Origin of the sequence: Parvularcula maris (assembly GCF_024505085.1) — a bacterium.
Classification (GTDB): domain Bacteria; phylum Pseudomonadota; class Alphaproteobacteria; order Caulobacterales; family Parvularculaceae; genus Parvularcula; species Parvularcula maris.
In genome coordinates this window covers 1-21,219 of the sequence record NZ_JANIBC010000004.1, presented here as the reverse complement: position 1 = coordinate 21,219, position 21,219 = coordinate 1, and the positions used below count along the sequence as shown (strand labels likewise).

General features: G+C 62.6%; 19 protein-coding genes. 7 read left to right on the top strand and 12 right to left on the bottom strand.

What is annotated here, in order from left to right; all coding sequences use genetic code 11:
• Nucleotides 1–110: 110 nt before the first annotated feature.
• From gorA to rpiA, 3 genes are read right to left on the bottom strand one after another with little or no spacing between them, the layout of a single operon-like run.
• On the bottom strand, nt 111–1,475 hold the full coding sequence (gene gorA, locus NOG11_RS07115; RefSeq protein WP_256619028.1) for a glutathione-disulfide reductase: 1,365 nt from the start codon (nt 1,473–1,475) through the stop codon (nt 111–113).
• Between the two features lie 27 nt (nt 1,476–1,502).
• A complete protein-coding gene (locus tag NOG11_RS07110; RefSeq protein WP_256619027.1) occupies nt 1,503–2,039 on the bottom strand; it encodes a hypothetical protein in 537 nt (178 codons plus the stop codon).
• A complete protein-coding gene (gene rpiA / locus NOG11_RS07105) occupies nt 2,039–2,719 on the bottom strand; it encodes a ribose-5-phosphate isomerase RpiA (RefSeq protein ID WP_256619026.1) in 681 nt (226 codons plus the stop codon). Before rpiA ends, NOG11_RS07110 begins: the two co-directional genes overlap by 1 nt.
• A gap of 99 nt (nt 2,720–2,818) precedes the next feature.
• Between rpiA and NOG11_RS07100 the strand changes: the two genes are divergently transcribed.
• Complete coding sequence (locus NOG11_RS07100) at nt 2,819–4,534, top strand: DUF8614 domain-containing protein (RefSeq protein WP_256619025.1); 1,716 nt, start codon at nt 2,819–2,821, stop codon at nt 4,532–4,534.
• 207 nt (nt 4,535–4,741) lie between these two features.
• Here the strand turns inward: NOG11_RS07100 and NOG11_RS07095 are convergent, their stop codons facing one another.
• The 5 genes from NOG11_RS07095 to NOG11_RS07075 form a co-directional block, all read right to left on the bottom strand.
• Nucleotides 4,742–5,218, bottom strand: coding sequence for a hypothetical protein (locus NOG11_RS07095; RefSeq protein ID WP_256619024.1), 477 nt, complete (start codon nt 5,216–5,218; stop codon nt 4,742–4,744).
• Between the two features lie 552 nt (nt 5,219–5,770).
• Nucleotides 5,771–7,183 carry a dihydrolipoyl dehydrogenase gene (gene lpdA / locus NOG11_RS07090; RefSeq protein ID WP_256619023.1) on the bottom strand — a complete coding sequence of 471 codons (1,413 nt, stop codon included), beginning with the start codon at nt 7,181–7,183 and terminating at the stop codon, nt 5,771–5,773.
• Between the two features lie 246 nt (nt 7,184–7,429).
• On the bottom strand, nt 7,430–8,233 hold the full coding sequence (locus tag NOG11_RS07085; protein WP_256619022.1) for a sulfite exporter TauE/SafE family protein: 804 nt from the start codon (nt 8,231–8,233) through the stop codon (nt 7,430–7,432).
• A 289-nt stretch (nt 8,234–8,522) separates the two neighbouring features.
• A complete protein-coding gene (gene dusA, locus NOG11_RS07080) occupies nt 8,523–9,500 on the bottom strand; it encodes a tRNA dihydrouridine(20/20a) synthase DusA (protein WP_256619021.1) in 978 nt (325 codons plus the stop codon).
• Nucleotides 9,501–10,051: 551 nt separating this feature from the next.
• Nucleotides 10,052–10,954 carry a glycosyltransferase family 2 protein gene (locus tag NOG11_RS07075; RefSeq protein WP_440590422.1) on the bottom strand — a complete coding sequence of 301 codons (903 nt, stop codon included), beginning with the start codon at nt 10,952–10,954 and terminating at the stop codon, nt 10,052–10,054.
• A 228-nt stretch (nt 10,955–11,182) separates the two neighbouring features.
• Here NOG11_RS07075 and NOG11_RS07070 point away from each other — a divergent pair, with 228 nt between their 5' ends.
• Both NOG11_RS07070 and NOG11_RS07065 read left to right on the top strand, forming a co-directional pair.
• A complete protein-coding gene (locus NOG11_RS07070; protein WP_256619019.1) occupies nt 11,183–11,989 on the top strand; it encodes an ABC transporter permease in 807 nt (268 codons plus the stop codon).
• Between the two features lie 3 nt (nt 11,990–11,992).
• Nucleotides 11,993–12,745, top strand: coding sequence for an ABC transporter ATP-binding protein (locus tag NOG11_RS07065; RefSeq protein ID WP_256619018.1), 753 nt, complete (start codon nt 11,993–11,995; stop codon nt 12,743–12,745).
• Between the two features lie 62 nt (nt 12,746–12,807).
• On the opposite strand, the gene NOG11_RS07060 is transcribed toward NOG11_RS07065, so the two are convergent.
• The 4 genes from NOG11_RS07060 to NOG11_RS07045 are packed head-to-tail and all read right to left on the bottom strand — an operon-like array spanning nt 12,808 to nt 16,099.
• The gene (locus tag NOG11_RS07060; RefSeq protein ID WP_256619017.1) at nt 12,808–13,704 is read right to left on the bottom strand and encodes an SMP-30/gluconolactonase/LRE family protein; all 897 of its coding nucleotides are present in this window, start codon (nt 13,702–13,704) and stop codon (nt 12,808–12,810) included.
• Complete coding sequence (locus NOG11_RS07055) at nt 13,701–14,450, bottom strand: SDR family NAD(P)-dependent oxidoreductase (RefSeq protein WP_256619016.1); 750 nt, start codon at nt 14,448–14,450, stop codon at nt 13,701–13,703. The genes NOG11_RS07060 and NOG11_RS07055 overlap by 4 nt, the downstream gene beginning before the upstream one ends.
• A complete protein-coding gene (locus NOG11_RS07050; RefSeq protein ID WP_256619015.1) occupies nt 14,447–15,379 on the bottom strand; it encodes an NAD(P)-dependent oxidoreductase in 933 nt (310 codons plus the stop codon). Before NOG11_RS07050 ends, NOG11_RS07055 begins: the two co-directional genes overlap by 4 nt.
• Nucleotides 15,380–15,382: 3 nt before the next feature.
• Nucleotides 15,383–16,099, bottom strand: coding sequence for an acylneuraminate cytidylyltransferase family protein (locus NOG11_RS07045; RefSeq protein WP_256619014.1), 717 nt, complete (start codon nt 16,097–16,099; stop codon nt 15,383–15,385).
• A gap of 231 nt (nt 16,100–16,330) precedes the next feature.
• Here NOG11_RS07045 and NOG11_RS07040 point away from each other — a divergent pair, with 231 nt between their 5' ends.
• The 4 genes from NOG11_RS07040 (at nt 16,331) to NOG11_RS07025 (ending at nt 20,538) form a co-directional block, all read left to right on the top strand.
• On the top strand, nt 16,331–17,341 hold the full coding sequence (locus tag NOG11_RS07040) for a hypothetical protein (RefSeq protein ID WP_256619013.1): 1,011 nt from the start codon (nt 16,331–16,333) through the stop codon (nt 17,339–17,341).
• Nucleotides 17,342–17,407: 66 nt separating this feature from the next.
• Complete coding sequence (gene gmd, locus NOG11_RS07035) at nt 17,408–18,478, top strand: GDP-mannose 4,6-dehydratase (RefSeq protein ID WP_256619012.1); 1,071 nt, start codon at nt 17,408–17,410, stop codon at nt 18,476–18,478.
• A gap of 7 nt (nt 18,479–18,485) precedes the next feature.
• Nucleotides 18,486–19,436: a GDP-L-fucose synthase family protein gene (locus NOG11_RS07030; RefSeq protein ID WP_256619011.1), complete on the top strand. Its 951-nt coding sequence runs from the start codon at nt 18,486–18,488 to the stop codon at nt 19,434–19,436.
• Nucleotides 19,437–19,633: 197 nt separating this feature from the next.
• Nucleotides 19,634–20,538 (top strand): IS630 family transposase gene (locus tag NOG11_RS07025; protein WP_256619010.1). Its coding sequence is split into 2 segments (ribosomal slippage): nt 19,634–19,921 and nt 19,924–20,538, totalling 903 coding nucleotides; the frame shifts between segments, so codons are not numbered across the junction.
• The last annotated feature ends 681 nt before the right edge of the window (nt 20,539–21,219 follow it).

Below are 21,219 nucleotides of genomic sequence, written 5' to 3'. Positions count from 1 at the left end.
CCCCCCCCCCCTGCGGTGAGAGGCCATAGCGCCTCGCCGAGGAGGCGGCGCCCCCTCACCCCTTTCCCCTCTCCCCCGTGGGGAGAGGGGGATGAGCCTCCGCATACTCATTACTCCTCCACCACCGCCGTCATCGTCACGATCTCCTCCGCCGCTGTCGGGTGGAGGGCGCAGGTATGGTCGAAGTCGGCCTTCGTGACCCCGGCCTTCACCGCGATGGCGGCGATCTGGATCATCTCCGGTCCGTCCGTACCCGCAATATGGCAGCCGAGGACACAGTCGGTCTTCTTGTCCACCACCAGCTTCATCACCATGCGCTCAGGGTTGTGCGCGAGGACGTTCTTCATGGGGCGGAAGTCGGTTTTGTAGACCACTGCGTCGTAGCCTGCCGCCCGCGCTTCCGCGCCGGTGAGGCCGACGGCGGCGACGGGAGGCTGTGCGAAGACGGCCATGGGGATGGCGCGGTAGTCCATCCGTACCGGGTTGTTCTTGAGCTGGGTCTCGACGAAGGCCACTGCCTCGCGGATGGCGACGGGGGTGAGGTTCACGCGGTTGGTGACATCCCCCACCGCGAAGATGGAGGGTACGGAGGACTGGTTGTCCTCATCCACTACCACGGCGCCCTGCTCGTCAAGCTTGACGCCCGCCTCTTCCAGGCCGAGGCCGTTCGTGTTCGGTGTGCGCCCGATGGCCCAGAAGACGAGGTCGGTCTCGACCTTCTGCCCGCCCGAGAGGTGCACCGTCTTCTCGCCCTCCCTGGTGCCTTCGATCCTGGTAAAGACGTTGTTGTTGATATAGGTGATGCCTGCCCGCTCGAACTGGCTCTCGACGAAGGCGCCCATATCCTTATCGAAACCTCGCAGGACCTGCTCGCCGCGATAGACGAGGGTCACATCGACGCCAAGGCCCGCCAGGATGAAGGCGAACTCCAGCGCGATATAGCCGCCACCCGCCACCACGGCGCGCCTCGGCAGCTTTTCCAAAAGGAAGGCGTCATCCGAGACGATGCCGAGCTCCGCGCCCTCGATGCTGTCATCGCGGGTGGGCCTTCCGCCCACGGCCACCAGGATGCGCTCGGCGGTCAATTCCCGCTCGCCGACGCGCAGGCTGTTGGGGCCGGTGACCACGGCGCGCTCGGCGATGTGCTCGACGCCGTTCCGCTCGAGAATGTTCGTGTAGATACTGGAGAGGCGGCTCACCTCGGTCTGCACGGCGTCGCGCAAGGAGGGCCAGTCGTGCTGGGGCTCGCCGCCGGGGAAGGACCAGCCGTAGCCCTTCGCGTCCTGCATGGCGTGGCCGAACTCGGAGGCGTAGACGAAGAACTTCTTCGGCACGCAGCCGCGCACCACGCAGGTGCCGCCGGGCTTGCTCTCCTCGGCGCAGGCCACTTTGAAGCCGGCTTGGGCGGCAAGCCTTGCAGCGCGTACACCGCCCGAGCCGGCACCGATGACGAAAAGGTCGTAGTCGTAGGTCATGGAAAATCTTTCGCCCCGTCTTGCAGGCTAGTCCGTCTCGTGGGGAAGGGTCGGCACGAAGCCGATACGGTTCTGGTAGCGCGGATCGCCGAAATCAGCGAGCTCGATGCGGAAGAGCCTCAGAAACTCCGTCATCAGCGCATCGAAGACCGGCTCGAGCTGGCCTTCGAACTCGAGCGGGACACGCCGCCGCGGCTGGTTGGTGACGAAGACCTCGAAATGGTCGTCCTTGACGTCGACGGTCACTCCCGTCCGCACCCAGAGGGAGCCCGAGTCCTCCGTGTTCGGCACGGTGACGCAGACGCCGAAGCTGATCGGCTCCAGCCGGATGGGCTGCTTGGGATCGTAGCTGAAGGCCGCGTCGCCATAGGTCCTGGAGGGGTCGAACGGACCCTTGGGCGGCACCAGGCTCACGCAGGGCTCAGGCGCGGCGAGATAGTCGTGAAGGCCGGATGCAATCGCATGTCCCAAAGCCCGGCAGCGCAGGAAGTTCTCCATCGCCGCCTCGCCGTAAGCGTGGATCGCCTCCTTCAGGACGTCGTAAGGGGTCTTCTCCTCGGCCATCAGGTGATCCCGTTCTCGTCGGCGATGAGCGGGTGCACGTCGAAGCCGATGAAGAGACCGGTTGTCACCACGCCGGGGATAAGGGTGAGCGCCGCGTCCAGCTCCTCGGGCTCCATGATCCGCCCGAGGTGCAGATCGGCGATGAGGTTGCCGCTGTCGGTCTCGGCGAAGCCGCCGCCCTCCGCGCCGCGAAGCTCAACCTTGGCGCCTTCATAGCCGAGGGCAGTCAGGGTCTCGCGTATGGCCCTGATAGTGGTCGCGTAGGCGAAGGGCACCACCTCTACGGGCAGGGGGAAGCGGCCCAGCGTCCCTACCCTTTTGGACACATCGGCGACGAGAACGAACTTCGCCGCCGCCGAGGCGACGATCTTCTCGCCCAGCATGGCGCCGCCGCCGCCCTTGATCATGCGGCCCTGCGCGTCGATCTCGTCCGCGCCGTCGATGACGAGGTCGAGACGGGTGGTCTCGTCCGGCTGGAAGAGGGGGATGCCCAGCTCCCGCGCCCTTTCCTCGGTCCGCTGCGAGGTCGGCACGCCCTCGATGTCGAGCCCGCCCCTCACCTTCTCGGCCAGGGCGTCGAGGAAGAGGGCGGCGGTGGAGCCCGTGCCGAGGCCGAGCTTCATGCCGTCCCCGATCAGCTCCAGCGCGGCGTTGGCCGCGTGTCGTTTGGCGCTTGTCATGGCCCTGCCCTTAGACCCGCCCCCACCCCTTCGTCACCCCAGGGGTTTGGCGCCGGGACGAAGCGCCGCTAGAACCCGCGCAACGTCAGGGAGTGACCCATGAAACGCACCACCAAGGCCCTCACTTTGAGCCTTCTCCTTACTGCCGCCGCCTGCGGTCAGAACGGCGCGGAAGCGCCTGAACCCCAGGGCGAGGAAGCCGTCCGCACCGAAGGGCAGAGCACCATGAACGTCGCCTCGACCGAGGAGCTGCAGACCATGCGCAGCCAGTTCGCCCGCATCGAGATGGACCCCGACACCTCCTTCCTGACCGAGGATGAGCGGCAGGTGGTCGAGCTATTGAATCGGGCAGGCAACCTCATGAGCTCCATCTATCTGCGCCAGATCTCGCCGGAGAACCCGGCGCGGCGCGAGGCGATCCTCGCCTCCAATATCTCCAACAAGGAGATGGTGCTGGAGCTCTTCGACCTCCATTTCGGACCGTGGGACACGCTCGACCACAATGAGCCCTTCGTCGGCACCGATGAGCGGCCCGAGGGTGCGGGCTTCTACCCCGCCGACCTCACCCGCGAGGAGTTCGAAGCCTGGATCGCCGAGAACCCTGGCGACGAGGAGGCCTTCACCTCGGGCTACACGGTGATCCGACGCACGGGCGACGGCGGCCTCGAAGCGATCCCCTACTCCGTCGCCTATGCCGAGTTTCTCGAACCTGCCGCAGCGCTGCTGCGCGAAGCTGCCGGGATCACGAAAAACGAGAACCTGAAGCGGTTCTTGCGGCTACGCGCCGAGAGCTTCCTCTCCGACGACTATTACGAGAGCGAGCTCGCCTGGATGGATCTCGACGGACCCATCGAGGTCGCGATCGGCCCCTATGAGGTCTATGATGACGGCCTCTTCGGCAGAAAGACCGCCTTCGAGGCTTTCGTCACGGTACGGAACCCCGAAGAGAGCGCGGCGCTCGACAAGTACAAAGGCCTTCTTCGCGACATGGAGACGAACCTGCCGGTCGAGGAGAGCTACAAGAACTTCCGTAGAGGGTTCGAAAGCCCTATCGCCGTTGTAGACCAGGTGCATGGCGGCGGGGACAACGTGTCGGGCGTGCAGACCATCGCCTTCAACCTCCCCAACGATGAGCGGGTGCGGGAGGCGAAGGGCGCGAAGAAGGTGCTGCTGAACAACGTGCTCGGCGCGAAGTTCGACCGCATCCTGGAGCCAATGGCGGGCAAGGTGCTGGTACCCGAGCAGGCATCCCTCCTGGTGCGGAAATATATGGGCATGAACACCCTGTTCCACGAGCTGAGCCACAGCCTCGGGCCGGGGGTCATCACGGTGGACGGCGAGGAGACCACCGTGAACGCCGCCCTTCAGGAGCGCTACTCGGCGCTCGAAGAGGGCAAGGCGGACGTGATGGGCGCCTACAACATCCTCTACATGATGGAGCGCGGCGAGCTTCCCGCCGCCGAGAAGGAGGCATTCCTCGCCACTTATTTCGCGGGCCTCTTCCGCTCCATGCGCTTCGGCATCGGCGAGGCCCACGGCCAGGGCGCGGCCTTCCAGTACAGCTTCTACAAGGAGGCGGGCGCCTTCGAGGTGGATGAAGAGACGAAGCTCTACCGCGTCGACTTCGCTGCGCTGGAGCAGGCCATCCGTGATCTGACGGCCAAGGTGGTCATGCTACAGGGCAATGGCGACTACGATGCAGCCGGCGCTTTCCTGGACGGCTATGGCGTGCTGGACGGTGACGCCGAGCGGGTCATCGCTTCGATGACGGACATTCCCGTCGATATCCAGCCGGTCTACAGCGACACGCTGTAGGTCCCCCACGGGCCGCTCCCATCCCCCCGGACGGAGCGGCCCACTACCCCCCAAGGCCGCCCTCTTCGCCCTCCGGATGTGCCGGGCCGCGCCGAGTGGAGCTACTCGAAGCGGGGGTGTGACCCCGGCACCTCACCTTTAGGGCACGGGCGAGGCATCCGAAGGACGAAGAGGACGGCCCTGAGGAAGAGAGCCTGCGATCGGCGGCTAGCGGCGCGACCAGTTGAACATGGTGTTCAGCATCTGGACGATCTCCTCGGGCTTCTGGCCGAGATCGTCGGGAGAGCCTTCCGCGCACGTATTGACGGCCATGACCACGTCGGCGATCAGGCGGCCCTTCTGCCGCACCGGCTCGATATGATTGGCCATCACGGCCTCGCCGAGCTTCTCATGCTCCGCATCGACCTTCTCCTTGGACCATCCGAAGGCGGCGGCCTTCTCGTAGCCCGCCTTCAGCACCTCCTCCATCTTGCGCTCCTGGGCGCGGGCGAAGCTGCGCATGGAGCGCTCGGCGCGGCCCCTGTTCGCCTCGCCCTTGAGCCGGTCATCGGCCTTGACGAGGTCGGCGGCGAGGTCCGCCTTCATCATGCAGCCCTGGTGGAAAGTAGCGTTCTGCTGCGCGTGCGCGCCGGAAGCTCCAAGCGTCCCGGCGGCCAGCGCCGCGGCAAGAAGAGTTCTGATCATGGGTGTTCCCTGAACCATGCGGGTCCCTGCGCCCGCCATGAGGAGGTGTCACACCTACGTGAGAATGTCTCTGTCCCATATGGGCCAGTCGTTGGGAGGCGAACGCCTTTAGCTGCCCGTAGGCAGTTGCTGGAGGAAACGGGGAGCGCGCAGGCGTGGCCACGGCTGGGGTGTTTGTCTGTTCTAGGGTCAGCCGTGGCCCCTAGTGGAGACCATCCCGCCGCCCGCGCGCTCGGCACCTCTTCTTCTGGCGGCCGATCCGCAGCTCTCGCAATCCGCCCCATCACGGGCGCGAAGTGCCACCCGGCGTAAGGAGAGTGACGTCCCCTCCCCGCCTCGCCGGATGAGGGGGTTGTAGGGGAGTTTGGAGGGTGGGGGATAAGTCGTAGGGCGGGCGGCGTAGCCGACCGCGTTCACAGAATACACCCGTCGGAGCGCGGTCGGCTTCGCCGCCCGCCCTACAGATTTATTTGAGGTTCGCCCCTGCCGTGGCCCTGAACCCCTGGAAAAGGTCCCCCGAACTTTTCTCCGGCTGGACCTGACCGCAAGCGGTCAGGCTTGCATCATCCAGCCTTCGACGCCCATGGCGGCTTGCCTGAAAGCTTCCGTACGCGTCGGATGGGGGTGGCAGGTTCTGGCGATGTCCTCGGATGAGCCGCCGAAGCTCATGATGATGCATGCCTCGGCGATCATCTCGCCCACGCCCGCGCCGATCATGTGCACACCGAGCACTTCATCGGTCTTGGCGTCGGCCAGGACTTTGACGAAGCCGTCGGTCTCGTGATTGGTCTTGGCGCGGGAGTTTGCGGTGAAGGGGAACTTGCCGACCTTGTAGTCCACACCCTCCTCTTTCAGCTGCTCCTCGGTCTTGCCGACGGTGGCGACCTCCGGGTCGGTATAGACCACGCCGGGGATGACGCCGTAATCCACATGGCCATGGCCGTTCTTGATGACCTCGGCCACGGCGACGGCCTCTTCCTCGGCCTTGTGCGCCAGCATCGGACCCGGCGTCACGTCGCCGATGGCGTAGACACCATCGGCGCCCGTGCGCCAGTGGCTGTCCACGGGGATGAAGCCGCGCTCGTTCGTTTGGATACCGACGGTATCGAGGCCGAGATTGTCAGTATAGGGTTTGCGGCCGATGGCGATGAGGACCACGTCGGCCTCGATCACCTCGGCGTCGCCGCCCTTGGCAGGCTCGACGGTCAGCTTGGCGCCGGAGCCGGTCTTCTCGATGCCGACCACCTTCGTGCCGAGCTTGAACTCGAGCCCCTGCTTCTTGAGGATGCGCTGGAACTGCTTAGAGATCTCGCCGTCCATGCCGGGGGTGATGCGGTCGAGGAACTCGACCACGGTGACCTTGGCGCCGAGGCGACGCCAGACCGAGCCCATCTCGAGACCGATATAGCCGCCGCCGACCACGACCAGATGCTCCGGCACCTTGTCGAGGCTGAGCGCGCCGGTGGAGGAGACGATGACCTTCTCGTCGATCTCGACACCGGGGAGAGAGAGAATGTCCGAACCCGTCGCGATGATGATGTTCCTGGCCGAGAGCTCTTCGGTGCCGCCGTCCATCAGGTCCACGGTGACCTTGCCGGGTCCTGCGATCTTGCCGAAGCCCTTGTAGCCGTCGATCTTGTTCTTCTTGAAGAGGTACTCGATGCCCTGGGTCAGGCCGTTCACGGCGTCTTCCTTCTGGCCGAGCATGCGGCCGAGATCGAGCTCCACGCCCGCGATCTTAACGCCGAGATCGGCCATGTGGTGGCTCGCCGCCTCGAAGGCTTCGGAGGCGTGCAGCATCGCCTTGGACGGGATGCAGCCGACATTGAGGCAGGTGCCGCCGAACTTGCCGGTCTCGCGCTTGTCGATGCAGGCCGTCTTGAGGCCGAGCTGGGCCGCGCGGATCGCTGCGTTGTAGCCGCCGGGGCCGCCGCCGATGACGACGACGTCGTAGTCTTTGCTCATCCGTGAACTCCTTGGTCGGGAGGCTGGTAGGACCGGGGGTTGAGGTGGTCAACAGATGGTAGCGATAGGCTTTGGCCGGAAGGTGTGGACTGTCTTTCCCCGTCATCCCGGAAAGCCGAAGGCTTATCCAGGACCCATGGACCGAAGCCTCGCAAGACGCGCCTCCGCCACATGGAAATCGAACCAGCGACCCATGGGTCCCGGATAGCTCTCCGAGCTTCCGGGATGACGGTGGAGATGACAGCGCTACGCGCCGAAAAACGCTTCGCGCAGCAGCAGCACCCCGGTCACTAGAAGGTACCCCCCAAAGATGCGCGCCAGCCTGTCCGCCGGCAGGGCGTGGGCGAGCCTTGCGCCCAGGGGGGCGAAGATCACCGTCCCCAGGCTCACCGCGAGGAAGCCCAGCACGTCCACATAGCCGACGGCGCCCGGCACCTTGGGCGCATCGAGGCCGATCAGGGCAAAGCCGATGGCCCCCGGCACGGCGATGGCGAGGCCGAAGCCTGAGGCTGTGCCCACCGCCTGGTGCATGGGGCGGCCTGCGAGGGTGAGAAGGAGGACGCCGATCACCCCGCCGCCAATGCCCATCAGCGAGGAGACGAGGCCCGTGCCCACCGCCATGGCTCGCTGCGCGAGGGCGGAGAAGACAACTGGCGAGGCGGGCGCGCCCCTCTTCCCGGCGAGGCGCTGGATGCCGATGGCGATAACCCCGACGCCGAAGACGATGAGAAGCGCACGGCCGCTTACCGCGCCCGCCACCAGCGCGCCCATCACAGCACCGATGGAGATGAACGGCCCCCAAAGCTTCAGCACGCCGAAATCGACCGCCCCCCGCTTCCGGTGCGCCATCATGGAGCGGATGGAGGTGACGATAATCGTCGCCAGCGAGGTGCCCACGGCGGTCTTGGCCGCGGTGTCCGGGTCCACGCCGAGCTGGCTGAAGACGAGATAGAGCACCGGCACGATGACGATGCCGCCGCCAATGCCGAATAGCCCGCCGAGGGTGCCGGCGAAAGCGCCGGTGGCGATGAGGAGGAGGATGGAGGTCATGAACTGCTGCGCCCGAGAGCTTCGAAGATGAGACTGTCGAGGTCCGTCCAGTAGAACCAGTATCCGTAAAGCATGAAAGGAATGACGGGGATGAGCAGAAGCCGCGACAACCGACCGAAATAGGCTCCAAGGCCGACAAGCAAAGGCGGCACAATCAGAAACGGCAAGACGTCAATAGCTCGAGGGAGACGTCCGTAAGGGGTCAGGTCAGCTACGTTGGCATACCAGACAAAGAACACCCAGCCTGCTACGATCAAAAGCGCACCCAGGCCTGGAAACCGGCGCATTTTCATTCGGCCGCTTGCCTCGACGGTATCGCCAAGCCTTCCTCGATAAGGATACGCATCAGCAGCCGCGGGTCATCTGAACGCCCCTCCTCCGAGATGCGCCTGCGCCAGCGCCTGGCGCCGGGGCGGCCCGCGAAGAGCCCCAGCATGTGGCGGGCGTAGCGCCAGATGGGGGTGCCGTCCGTTTCCACCTTCTCTGTCACGGTGCGGACGACCTCTTCGGCAGTGACGGAGCTAGGCGCCTCGCCGAAATAGAGCTGGTCGACCTCCGACAGCTCCATGGGCCGTTCGTAGGCAGCGCGTCCCAGCATGACGCCGTCGAGCTTTTCGAGGTGCTCAAGCCCCTCGCGCGGCGAGGCGATGCCGCCGTTGAGGATGAGGCGCATGTCGGGAAAGCGCTCCTTCATCCGCTCGACGAGACCGTAGTCGAGGGGCGGGACGGTGCGGTTCTCCTTCGGGCTAAGGCCCTGAAGCCAAGCCTTGCGGGCGTGGACGATCACCGTGGTGACGCCAGCCCTTTGCACCTCCTCCAGGAAGCGCGGCAGGATCACCTCCGGGTCCTGATCGTCGATGCCGATGCGGCACTTGGCAGTCACCGGCAGGGCTACAGCCTCACGCATAGCGATGAGGCAGTCGCGCACCAGCTCCGGCTCGGCCATCAAGCAGGCGCCGAACCGCCCGGACTGCACCCGGTCCGAGGGGCAGCCGACATTCATGTTGATCTCGTCATAGCCGTAGGTCGCGCCGATCCGCGCCGCCTTGGCCATCTTGTCGGCATCCGAGCCGCCGAGCTGCAGCGCCGTCGGCCCCCCATGATCATAGGCGAGAAGACGACCCTGGTCGCCGTTTAGAATCGCCTCGGCCGTGACCATCTCGGTGTAAAGAAGCGCGCGCCGAGTAAGCTGCCGGTGGAAGAACCGGCAGTAACGGTCCGTCCAGTCGATCATCGGCGCGACGGAGAAGGCGTGGCTGGTCGTCACGAAGCGTTCCCTTCCGTCTGGCAGCGCTTGGCGGTAACAGGGCGGCGGTCCCGTATCAATGTTGAACGGGGCTTGCCGCCGATCGGCGGACCGAGCGCATCATGTAGAGAAGACCTCCAAGGAAGAGAACTTGACCGCCAGTTCGCGCGGGTCGCTCGAAGGCCCACCCTCCAGGGAAGCGGGGAAGACAAGCTCAAGGCTCGAATACTCCTCCGCCCGAGCTTTAAGATCGGCACGGCCACATACTAACCGAGGGAAACTTGGCGGTGAGGAACGTACGGCACGTTTGGCCGCGGACAGAAGCGGCCTGAACCCGCGAGGTCGTTGCAACGGCGCGGAAGAGCTGAACGTGATCGGCTGGCCGTCCAGCGTCCCGCTTATCTTCTGCAGCAGAAACGGCGAGGCTTCAGCCGCCGCTACCAACCGCAGTTCAGCGGGCCCGGCAGGCAGCGGAGGCAGGCGAAGGCTGCTTTCCAGAGCGCACCATCGCCCATCCGGTTCGGAAAGGAACCACCCTTCCGCCCGAAGGAAGTGGCGAAGATCAATCCTGGTCATCGCACTTGCCCGGCACGATTGCTTTGATCCTGGCCCCGGCTTGGCGCGAGCATCGGACCCATCAGCTCGAGCTGCGCCCTGGCGAGGGCCGCGTCTTCGGAGGACACGCATCCCGGTGCCGCGGCCAGCACCGCGTCGAGTTCGGCAAGCAGATCCGCGACGAGAACATTATCCGTCGCGTCGTCAGCATACTCCTCGAGATAAGTGGTCAGCCAGTGAACCGAAGACGAGCCGAGGTGGCGCTTGGTCACGATCAGACCCTCCGTCGCGACCCGACGCCGAGCGTTCCTGGTGATGCAGTCGTCATGTAAACGGGAATAGGCCTGAACCCCATCGACAAAGCCGATCCGTCCGGGATAGGCGCCGAACACGCGAAGCCAGTAGTCGAAGTCGAAGCTTGCCTTCAGCTCCTCGTCCAGGAAGCCGACCTCTTCGAGAAGGGTAGATTTGAAGACGACCGTGGGCTGACAGATCGGACAGCCAGCGTGAAAGCGCTGCGGCTCGATGGGGGGCGGCAGGGTCGGGTAGTCGCCAATGAGGTCCCCTTCGCCGTCGATATGCTGACCGTGGCCGTAGACCATGACAAGCTCCGGGTGGTCCTCGAAGAGGCTGAGCGCCTTCTCCATCATCTGCGACGCATACAGATCATCCGAGTTCAACCAACCGATGAATTCCCCTTCGGCTTGCGAAAGGGCTCGATTGATGGCCTGGGCCGGACCGGTGTCGGCTTGTGAGGACCAGACCAAACGAGGATGAGAACGGCTGAGCTCTTCAAGCACGTCCAGAGTGCCATCGCTCGATCCGCCATCGGCGACGATCAGCTCCAATGCGTCCTGTCGCTGCGAGAAGACGCTTTCCACCGCCTGCCTAACGAACTGAGCCTGGTTGAGCGACGGCATGACAACCGACACCGTTGCGTTTTGCATGTAAGCCCTTCGTTGACACGTATTGCAGCGCGGAGCACCTCGACCAGTACTGCCCGAGACCTAATGCCCTGACCTCTCGCTCTGCGCAACTCGGCCAAGGGGCCGCTCCGAGCTAGAACTTGACGGGTGCTGTGCAAACCCGCACGGGCACGTTCAAACGCCCTTACGTGGCGAAAATGATACACCCATTTTCTGGAGTAGATGACCATCTCAGTCCTGTCCGGCATGAAAGGCGTTTGGTCCGACATATTGCGCGGCGCCGCCTTGAGCGAGGTGTGGGTCGCCTTCGCTAATGACGAGATTCAGAACCGCTACCGCCGCAGCGCGGTCGGCCTACTTTGGATCGCGATTTCATACCTTCTCTGGGTCTTCGGCTTGGCTTTGTTCTTCGGCGGGTTTTCGGACCTCGAAGGTCGAGCGTTCACTGCCTACGTGGCTTTCGGGTTCGCGATCTTTAGTTTTCTGCTTTCAAACATTGTGGACGGATGCAGCGTCTTCGTGGTCAACAGCGGCTGGGTACGCAGCGCATCGCTACCCTACTCTATATATGTCTTTAAAAGTGTGGCACGTTCTCTTTTCCCATTCGCGATCCAGATTGCCTGCGCGTTCATCACCATGCCGTTCTTCGGATGGAGACTAGACCTTTCCGCGTTGATGGCTCTTCCAGCCCTCGTCATCGCTGTCGTTACGGCTGTCCCTCTTCAGTATCTTCTCGGTCTGATCTGTGCACGGTTGCGCGATATAGGTCACTTTGTTCAAGCTATTTCGAGATTACTTCTATTCTCTTCACCGATTCTGTGGGTCTACGATGAAGCGCTAGGTCTTCGGCGGCTAGTGGCCACCATCAATCCGATGACTTCATTCATCGAGATTTTCCGCAACCCTCTTCTAGGCAAAGCCACGCCACTAGAGCACTACGCGATCGCCGTCAGCTCCTGCGCCGCGGTTTGGGCACTCTGTCTTCTTGTCGGCAGTTCGATGCGAAGAAAACTGCCTTTCTGGGTGTAGGATATGGTCCGGCTAGATCTTACCAATATCCATCTCAACTACCCTCTGTTGGCTCGTTCAGCTAGCGGCATGAAGGCGGAGGGCGATGTCGAATCCAGCCGAATCGTCTACGACAAAAACGGAAGGCCTCGCGCGGTTCGTGCACTGTCTGGTATCGACCTTTCCGTCGGTACCGGGGAACGGGTGGCCCTGGTAGGGCACAACGGCTCGGGCAAGACCACACTTCTGCACGTGCTGGCAGGACTCCTGCCCCCGGACACCGGGACCGTCTCGATCGAGGGTCAGGTCACGAGCCTGATCAATATCAATCTCGGCATTCAAGCTCAGGCCACTGGGCATGCTAATATCACGCTGCGTGGGCTCGCAGCCGGGTTCTCTAGAAAGCAGATAGCGGAGAAGCGCGACGCTATCGCAAACTTCTCTGAACTCGGACCGTTTCTCGACCTACCCGTAGAGACCTACTCTGCCGGTATGCGCATGCGTTTGAGCTTCGCCATAGCCACCACGTTCACGCCGGAAATACTCATTCTCGACGAGTGGCTGTCGACCGGAGATGCGTCGTTCCGTCAGAAGGCAGCGGACCGTATGCGCACCTTCTCGCAAGCTGCCTCCATCATCGTGCTGGCATCGCATAGCCTTCCGCTGATCGAGCAGGTTTGCAGCCGCGTCGTTTGGCTAGATAGCGGGCGGGTCAGAATGGACGGCGACGTTGCGGCAGTACTGGATGCCTATCAGGAAGCCATGGCGGAAGCGTAGAGGCCAGCGGCAGTCAAGACCGGACTGTCAGCCTGTGTCCGATCCGCAGCCAGCTGCATTTTCTACAATCCGCGGGCGGCTAGCTCTCTGTCATCGAATGTGAAACGCGTCGTCGGACCGAGCGGCCGATCGAGTTCCGCGAAAAGCAGCTTCCCGTCTTCAACCAGCTCGTCCCCATTCAGACCGATCGCGGCGGTGGTGACGAACAGGGTACGACCAATGATATCGACATTGGTAGGACGTCGAGCGGGCACGTTGAACTCTGCGATCAGCTTACCGTCCGGAGTAAAGCGCCTGACTGCCGCGCCATCCCAGAAGGCTATCCACACGCAGTCCTCGCGGTCCACGATCATACCGTCGGGATATCCTTGGCGCTGGGTATCGATAGTGAGAAATTCTTCGTACTCCTCGAGCCCGTCCGAAGTCGGACGAAACCTATGAACCTTCCCTAACGCACTGTCTGTCAGATACCCGACGGCGCCATCAGCCTGAAAGGCTGGTCCGTTAGTGACGTGGAAGCCGGTCAGCAACCGACCAGTCCTCCCGGACGCGTCAAGTCGGTACCAGGAGCCTGTGCTATCGTCCTCATCGTCCTTCATCGTTCCGGCCCAATAGCCGCCGAAGGGGTCCGCCGCACCGTCATTGAAGCGGTTCTCGGGCAGCTTCTCTTCGGGGTCGGCAACGGCGATGAACCGAGCCTCGATGCCGTCGAACTCGATAAAGCCGAAGCCGTCGCGGCGCGTGGCGGCTAAGCGCCCGGTCCTCGTTGGGCAAAGGGAGCTCAGCCCACCAGGTAGGACGATTTCTTCAGCCTTCCCATCGGGAAGCTTCATCCGAAAGAACCGCTCTCCCTTGATGTCCAGCCAGTAAAGAGTGTTGCGAGACGGGTCGTAACATAGCCCCTCCCCCAGCAGAGACCTTCGTACTCCTACCGCGCGGAACGACCCCAGAGCAGTCATGCCGGGTCGTAGAGCCGCGACAGCACACCGCCATCCGCGTAGACCGTCGTGCCGGTCAGAAACCCGGCCTGACCCGAAGCTAGGAACACAGCGAGGTCGGCGATCTCCTCCGGGTGCCCGATCCGACCCACCGGATGTGCTGACCCCAGTGCGGCAAACCCTTCGGGGTTCCCCACGAACCCCTCCCGCAACATCGATGTATCGATAGCCGCCGGTGCGATCGCGACCACCCTAACCCTCGGCCCAAGGTCCACGGCCAAGGCACGGGTCAAGCCCTCAATGGCCGCTTTGGAAGTGGTGTAGGCTGCAAAACGCGGCTTCGTAGCACGTGTGTGAACAGACCCCAGATTGATCACCGCTCCTCTGGTTTCCTCGAGGTCACTCAGGAAAGCCCTTGTCAAAGCGAATGGTGCTGCGACGTTCACATCGAACGTCTCGCAGAAGGTCGATATGCTGATCTCGTCCGTCCGGCCCAACTTCTGAACCGCGGCGTTGTTGATCAGGACGCTAAGCGGCGTACCGCCGGTGAGGCGGTGAACGCTGTCCCGGAAGGCGGTCATCTGTGCTTCGTCATGAACGAGCGCGGCTAGCTCCACCTGCATGAAATGGTCTGGCTGCATCTTACTCTCATCGAGCTCGATTCGATCAGTACCGATGACCGTGTAGCCGTTTTGCGAAAAGGAACGGCAGAAGGCCTGCCCCAGCCCGCCCCCGCAGCCAGTAATAAGGACGAACCGTTCACTCATCGCAGCATTCCCGCTAGCTTTTCGATCGCCAGATGGCTGACCCGCCGGACTGCATCGGCGGAGTTGGAACCGTTATGAGATCCAAAAATGCACCGGTCAAAGGAGCGCAGCTCGGAATCACTCGGCAGCGGCTCCGTCTCGAACACGTCTAGCGCCGCGGAATGCACGACGCCGGAGCGAAGCCCCTTGAGAAGCGCCTCCTCGCGGACGACCGGCCCGCGGCCTACGTTGATGACCCGCACCCCCTGTTTGAGCTGCGGCAAGAGCTCCTCGTTGAACATGCCTCGCGTTGCGTCGTTGAGCGGAGCGGTGAAGACGAGAAAATCCGCCTCGTTCAACCGCTCCGGCCACGAAGCGAGAGCGGCGCCTTCTGGAAGGTCGTCAGGCGACGCTGGGTCGTAAACGAGGACATCGCTGCCGCAGGCCAGAACGCGCTTCACGGTCTGACGGCCGATATCGCCGAAGCCAACAACGGCTACGGTCCGCCCCACCGGACTGATACCGCTCGGCTTCGGCCAAGCGTCAGCCTGCCTGATCTCGCGGTCGATGCGGTAGGTCTCCCTGGCCAAACCCAGGAGGTAGGTCAGCGCTACATCCGCTACCTCGTTGCCAAACACGCCGGGCGTGTTGGTCACAGGAATGCCAGCTCTCTCGAAGGCATCGAAGTCCACATTGTCGACCCCGACACCCCACTTTACCGCCGCTCGCAGCGTTGGGGCTACGGCTTCTACGACTTTTGCCGAAGCAGGGTCGTCGCCGATGATCCAGGCATCGTAAGCAGGGAGGACTGTAATCAACTCCTCCTCGCTCATGGTCTGCGTCACCTCCGCCGGAACACCGGTGAGACCGTAACGATCGAACTGCTCGCGAAACTCTTCGAACAAACCCAGCATGGGTGGGCAGGTGACGAGAACCTTCGGACTGCTCATTCTCTAACCTCCAGGAAGTTCTTCGCCGCGGGCAACCCGCTGCAGAAGGCTCTCAGCGACGAACCAGTCCGCCACCTCGTCGATATCGACACTCTCAAGGGGCGGTGTGACGTAGAGTTCCGGCCGAAGGCCGATGCGAGCTCCTGTCGCCGCGAAGCTCTCCGCAGAGAAAGCATAGAACACCGAATTCTCTTCATAATACGGAGGAAGATCCTGCGTACGAATGAGATTGGCCGGGTCGTGATTGATCGGCTCGGCATCCTTCGTGTAGAATCTAGTCTGGTGCTGGTTGACCGTAAACAGACTGTCGATCGAGCCGGAAGCAGCGCCGGAAGCGTAGCGTGCCACCATTTTGTCCACCGTCGCCGAACGCAAGAGCGGGTTGGTGGTGTGGGTCATCACATAGATGTCGGAGTCGACGTTCTGCACGTCATCAGCCAAGACGAGGTTCATGGAGACAAGGTCGCCGCAGATCTCTTCTCGCCGGTCACGCACTAGAACGCGGCCCTCGTCATCCTGGTCGTTGAGTCCGTTCTCGGCCAGGATGGACCGGGCATCGGTGTTGATGACCACACGATCGACGCTTTCGCTTTCGAGCAGCGCATCCAGTATCCAACGGAACAGCGGCTTGCCTGCGATCATGCGGAAATTCTTCGCCTTCACCCGCTCGCTGTGAGCCTTCATCGGGAGAAGCGCCGTGACCGTCTTTCCTGCTATCATCCTTGGAATCCTCGCTTAACGCGAGCGGCCTACGCTGCCATCCCGTCGAAGATCAAGAAGGGCCTGTGAAACGGAAAGGTTAGTTCGCCACCGCGGTAGCTGGACAGAACCGCCCCTGCGCGCCCATCAAGCGGTATGATGCAAACAACGACCGACACGTTCCAAATCGACCGCAGAACTGCGGTGATTTTGGGGAACGGGCCGTCTCTCAAAGGCCTGGCTCTCGATCACTTGCCTGGTACGACTTTCGGCATGAACGCCGCCTACCGCTACTGGCGAACGATCGGATGGCGCCCGCACTGCTATAGCTGTTTGGACCTAGTGGTTGGTCTCAGCCACCGGGATGAGATCGCAGCACTGATCGAAGAGAGGCGCATCCAACGCTTTCTCCTCCGTCAGAACCTCATCGACGCTCTCGGGCCGATCGGCCGGGCGGAAGGGGTAACGGCATTCGAGGCCCTTCTCCTGCGCGACCGACGGCTCGCTGCGCCCACGATCACCACCGGTAGCCATACCGCTCTCTGGGCGATGCACCTAGGGTTTCGCAAAATCGTTCTGATGGGTATCGACGGAAACTATCGGGAAGTGGTCGTCGGCGCGGAGAGGCGCGAGGAACATGAGCTGGAGATTGTGAAGGAGTGCGAAAATCCAAACTACTTCTTCGAAGGCTACCAGCGTCCCGGCGATCGTTACAACCTGCCGAACCCCCGGCCCGGTCTGCATACTGAGGGATGGGCGCAGGCAGCGAAAGCGCTACAGTCGGAAAATGTCGAAGTCGTCAATGCCAACCTGCGTTCAGAGGTAGGCTACTTCCCCTTCTCCGAGCTATCGCGCAGCGCGCAGTGGCAGTCCGAAAAGATTCCCGCCCGCAGTTTCCTTCCTGAGCCCACGCCCGCCGAGCCCTCCCCGCCCCCCTCGAGACTGCGAAAGCTTCAGGCTGATCTGTTGCCCATCGCCGCTCTCGGCATGCTGGTTCTGGCTGGCTCGGCCGCCGTGCTTACCGGGGGAAGCCTTCTGGTCAGCGCGGCGCTCCTTATCAGCCTTTTTCTGAACCTTATCTTGGGTGCGCTGTTCCTCACCAACCGGCGGGCGGTCGTGGAGCGGTTATCAGCTCAGGACGAAGAGCTGATAACCCTTCACCGCCGCCTAGTAGAAGTCGAACGCCCTACCCTACCCCTTTCGTCGCCGCGCGAGCTACAGCCAGACGAGGACCTTAAAGACAGCTCCGCCGCTGGTTCTTGATCACGCGGGAAGCATGGGGCAAGCGTGGGCTCCTTTTCGTCCTTACCGAAAGGCCTAAAACGCTCCATGCCCGCCAAAGTTGCCCTTATCACCGGCGTGACCGGTCAGGACGGCGCCTACCTGTCCGAACTGCTGCTGGGCAAAGGCTACGAAGTGCACGGGGTCAAACGCCGCTCCTCCTCGTTCAACACGGAGCGGGTGGATCGTCTTTATCAGGATCCGCACGAGGCGCAGACGAACTTCTACCTCCACTATGGCGATATGACGGACGCCACGAACCTGATCCGGTTAGTTCAAGAGGTCAGACCAGCGGAAATCTACAATTTAGCTGCACAGAGCCACGTGGCGGTCAGCTTCGAAACACCCGAATACACCGCCAATGCCGACGGCACCGGCACGCTCCGCCTGCTCGAGGCCATCAGAATACTCGGCATGGCGAACGATGTGCGCTTCTATCAGGCATCGACGTCGGAACTCTACGGTCAGGCCGTCGAGACACCTCAGTCCGAAACCACGCCCTTCCATCCGAGAAGCCCCTACGCCGCCGCTAAGCTCTACGCTTACTGGATCACGGTGAACTACCGGCAGGCCTACGGCATGCACGCGTCGAACGGTATTCTCTTCAACCATGAAAGCCCCATGCGCGGGGAGACCTTCGTCACTCGGAAGATCACCCGGGCGGTCGCGGCCATCGAGAAGGGTCTTCAGTCTACGCTCTATCTCGGCAACCTCGATGCGAAGCGGGACTGGGGGCATGCACGGGACTATGCCGAAGGCATGTGGCAGATCGTTCAGCACGACCATCCGGACGATTGGGTCCTCGCGACCGGGGAGTGCCACTCAGTACGTGAGTTCGTGGAACTGGCCTTCGCTCAGACCGATCGTAAGATCGCCTGGGAGGGGCGTGGTGCCGAGGAGGTAGGGCGCGATGAGAAGACCGGTGAGGCGCTGATCAAGATCGATCCACGGTACTTCCGGCCCACCGAGGTCGATCTGCTTCGCGGTGACGCGAGCAAAGCCCGCGAGGAACTAGGCTGGCAGCACCGCACCGGTTTTGACGAGCTGGTCAAGGAGATGGTCCAGAGCGATCTGAAGTTGGTCGAACGGGAGAGCTGGCGTCAGAGCCGCACGGCGTAGGCGATCCATGACCAAGCGCTATGATCTTACGGGTAAGAGGGTCTGGGTAGCTGGGCATCGCGGCATGGTCGGCTCGGCAATCAAACGCCACCTCGAGGCAAGAGGCGATTGCGAGCTCGTTCTAGCAGACCGAAAGCAGGTGGACCTTACCGATCAAGGGCAGACTGCGGACTTCATTGGGTCACAACGGCCCCAGGCAGTCTTCCTCGCGGCAGCGAAAGTCGGCGGTATCCACGCGAACGATACGAACCCAGCTGCTTTCCTTTACGAAAATCTCATGATCGCCAGCAACGTCATCCATGCCTGCCACGGGGCTGGCACGGAGAAGCTGCTCTTTCTGGGCTCCTCTTGCATCTACCCGAGAATGGCTGAGCAGCCAATGAAGGAGGACCAGCTCCTCACCGGTCCGCTCGAGCCGACCAATGAGTGGTACGCGGTGGCGAAGATCGCCGGTATCAAACTCTGCCAAGCCTACCGCCGTCAGTACGGTAACGACTTTATCGCTGCGATGCCGACCAACCTCTACGGTCCGGGGGACAATTTTGACCTGCAAACAAGCCACGTTCTTCCAGCCCTTATCAGGAAAGCAGTCGAGGCAAAGGCGCGCGGCGAGGCCGGTCTGACGATCTGGGGCTCCGGCGAGCCGAGGCGAGAGTTCATGTATGTGGAGGACACGGCCGCGGCCCTCGTTCACCTCATGGAGCACTATAGCGGCGAAGACTTTGTCAATGTCGGAACTGGCCACGATGTGTCGATCGCCGAAGCGGCACGAATGATTATGGAGATCGTAGGCTTGGAAGGTGAACTGAGGACTGACCGCACGAAGCCAGACGGAACACCGCGTAAACTGATGGATGTCAGCAAACTGAGCGCCCTCGGCTTCACTGCTGAAACACCGCTGTATGACGGGCTTCTTCGAACGGTGGCATGGTATCTCGAACACAAGCAGGCTGTTTGAGGTCACGACTTAATCGGGCTCAGAAGACAATAATGGTTACGGGTGAGGCAGGCGAGAGGAAGCTCCTAGAGCATCGGACTGCTGATCAGAATCGATTTGGGATTCCCAAGTTGCGGGAACGGTGATTCACCGTTGTTGGAGGTGCTCCGATGGCGAAGACGTATTCAGTCGATCTGCGGGAGAAGGTCTAGGCGTTTGTGGGGCGTGGCGGCTCGTGTCGCGAGGCCGCTCGGGTGTTTGGCGTCTCTCCGAGCTTCGTGATCAAGCTGATGCAGCGCCGTCGACTGACGGGTTCGGTCGAGCCCGCGCCGAGAGGTGGCAGGCGCGGCAGTCGGCTCGATGCGCACCGGTCGTTCCTTGTGGCAGCCATCGAAGAGAAGCCAGATCAGACAATGCCGGAGCTGGCGGCCCGGCTTCAGGCGGGACGGGACGTGGTCGCAGCGCCCGCGGTCCTGTCGCGCTATCTCATCCGCATCGGGATGACGCGCAAAAAAAGACATTCCTCGCGACCGAGCAGAACCGGCCGGACGTTGCCCTCGAACGGCGGCTCTGGCGACAACGCCAGCGACAGATGCGCAGGCAGCCAGGAAGGCTGATCTTCATCGACGAGACGAGCGTGAAGACCAACCTCGTCCGGCTTTATGGCCGCTGTCCCAAGGGCGACCGGCTGCGCGGCGACACGCCCTTCGGCAAATGGCAGACCCAGACCTTCATCGCCGGCCTGAAGGTCGACGGGATCATCGCGCCCTTCGTCATCGATGGTGCGATGAACGGAGCTACCTTCGATGCATACGTACGTACCCAGCTCGCCCCGGTCGTGGAACTGGGCGACGTGGTCGTTCTCGACAATCTCAGCGCCCACAAGAGCCCGCGAGCAGGGCAAGCGCTGGCTGACCGGGGTGCGTGGTTCCTGTTCCTGCCGCGCCATTCGCCGGACCTGAACCCGATCGAGATGGCCTTCGCGAAACTCAAGTCGCATCTGCGGGCAGGCGCTCACCGAACCATCGACGCCCTCTGGCAAGCCATCGGATCGATCTGCGACCTCTACTCACCGGACGAATGCCGAAACTACTTCACCGCCGCTGGGTATGCGCACGAATAATCGTCCGATGCTCTAGCGAGCCTGTCGCGGCGGACGGTCTCGTTTTGGCTCGTTCGGCTTGTGGGCACGGGTACGACGTTCAGGCTTCGAAGCTCACGGCGTATACAGTCGTTATCTGCGATCATGTAGCGAGCCCCGATAAGGCTCAACAGAAGGTCTCGTGCCACCGCGAGGTAAGCGCTGCGCCCTCCCGCAGGTCCGTCGGCTCGCAGGCTCTTCTCGACCGCGCTGCTATCAACCAGCCCTCCAAGAAGACCGGTCCAGAATTTTCACAGGGACCAGCGGTCGAAACGGCTCTCTGATCGTAGTCGGCAGACATACTGGCGGGGCGTTTCACACCCCGGCAGCCCAGCTTCAAAATATGCACAATGTTAGAGATCACCCCCCGTCACAGGTCCCGCGGGCACTGAGCTGGTTCTTCGGTAGACTCGGCTCGATCGAGAACCACCGCTGGGCGTTCAATCAGAACAAACGCCCAAATGGCATAGCTTTCTCACATACCTCCACTTGAGCAATCCAGAATCACAAACTCGTCATCAGATCAAGCCACTGGTTAGGGTTCCGGCCTAACATCAGAATAGAGGGGGCTGCTCAACTTGCGGCCCACACAGCAGATGGTCTGTTTCCGGAGCGACACGCTAGAGCGTTTTGAGCCCTCACTGACTCGTTCGTGGTTTGCGC

Coding starts and splice junctions, on each gene's coding strand:
- NOG11_RS07085 (WP_256619022.1), bottom strand. CDS start 8,233: ATGACCTCCATCCTCCTCCTCATCGCCACCGGCGCTTTCGCCGGCACC.
- lpdA (WP_256619023.1), bottom strand. CDS start 7,183: ATGAGCAAAGACTACGACGTCGTCGTCATCGGCGGCGGCCCCGGCGGC.
- NOG11_RS07070 (WP_256619019.1), top strand. CDS start 11,183: ATGACCATCTCAGTCCTGTCCGGCATGAAAGGCGTTTGGTCCGACATA.
- NOG11_RS07075 (WP_440590422.1), bottom strand. CDS start 10,954: ATGCCGTCGCTCAACCAGGCTCAGTTCGTTAGGCAGGCGGTGGAAAGC.
- NOG11_RS07045 (WP_256619014.1), bottom strand. CDS start 16,099: ATGATAGCAGGAAAGACGGTCACGGCGCTTCTCCCGATGAAGGCTCAC.
- NOG11_RS07100 (WP_256619025.1), top strand. CDS start 2,819: ATGAAACGCACCACCAAGGCCCTCACTTTGAGCCTTCTCCTTACTGCC.
- NOG11_RS07110 (WP_256619027.1), bottom strand. CDS start 2,039: ATGGCCGAGGAGAAGACCCCTTACGACGTCCTGAAGGAGGCGATCCAC.
- NOG11_RS07095 (WP_256619024.1), bottom strand. CDS start 5,218: ATGATCAGAACTCTTCTTGCCGCGGCGCTGGCCGCCGGGACGCTTGGA.
- rpiA (WP_256619026.1), bottom strand. CDS start 2,719: ATGACAAGCGCCAAACGACACGCGGCCAACGCCGCGCTGGAGCTGATC.
- gorA (WP_256619028.1), bottom strand. CDS start 1,475: ATGACCTACGACTACGACCTTTTCGTCATCGGTGCCGGCTCGGGCGGT.
- NOG11_RS07030 (WP_256619011.1), top strand. CDS start 18,486: ATGACCAAGCGCTATGATCTTACGGGTAAGAGGGTCTGGGTAGCTGGG.
- gmd (WP_256619012.1), top strand. CDS start 17,408: ATGCCCGCCAAAGTTGCCCTTATCACCGGCGTGACCGGTCAGGACGGC.
- NOG11_RS07055 (WP_256619016.1), bottom strand. CDS start 14,450: ATGAGTGAACGGTTCGTCCTTATTACTGGCTGCGGGGGCGGGCTGGGG.
- NOG11_RS07050 (WP_256619015.1), bottom strand. CDS start 15,379: ATGAGCAGTCCGAAGGTTCTCGTCACCTGCCCACCCATGCTGGGTTTG.
- NOG11_RS07065 (WP_256619018.1), top strand. CDS start 11,993: ATGGTCCGGCTAGATCTTACCAATATCCATCTCAACTACCCTCTGTTG.
- NOG11_RS07060 (WP_256619017.1), bottom strand. CDS start 13,704: ATGACTGCTCTGGGGTCGTTCCGCGCGGTAGGAGTACGAAGGTCTCTG.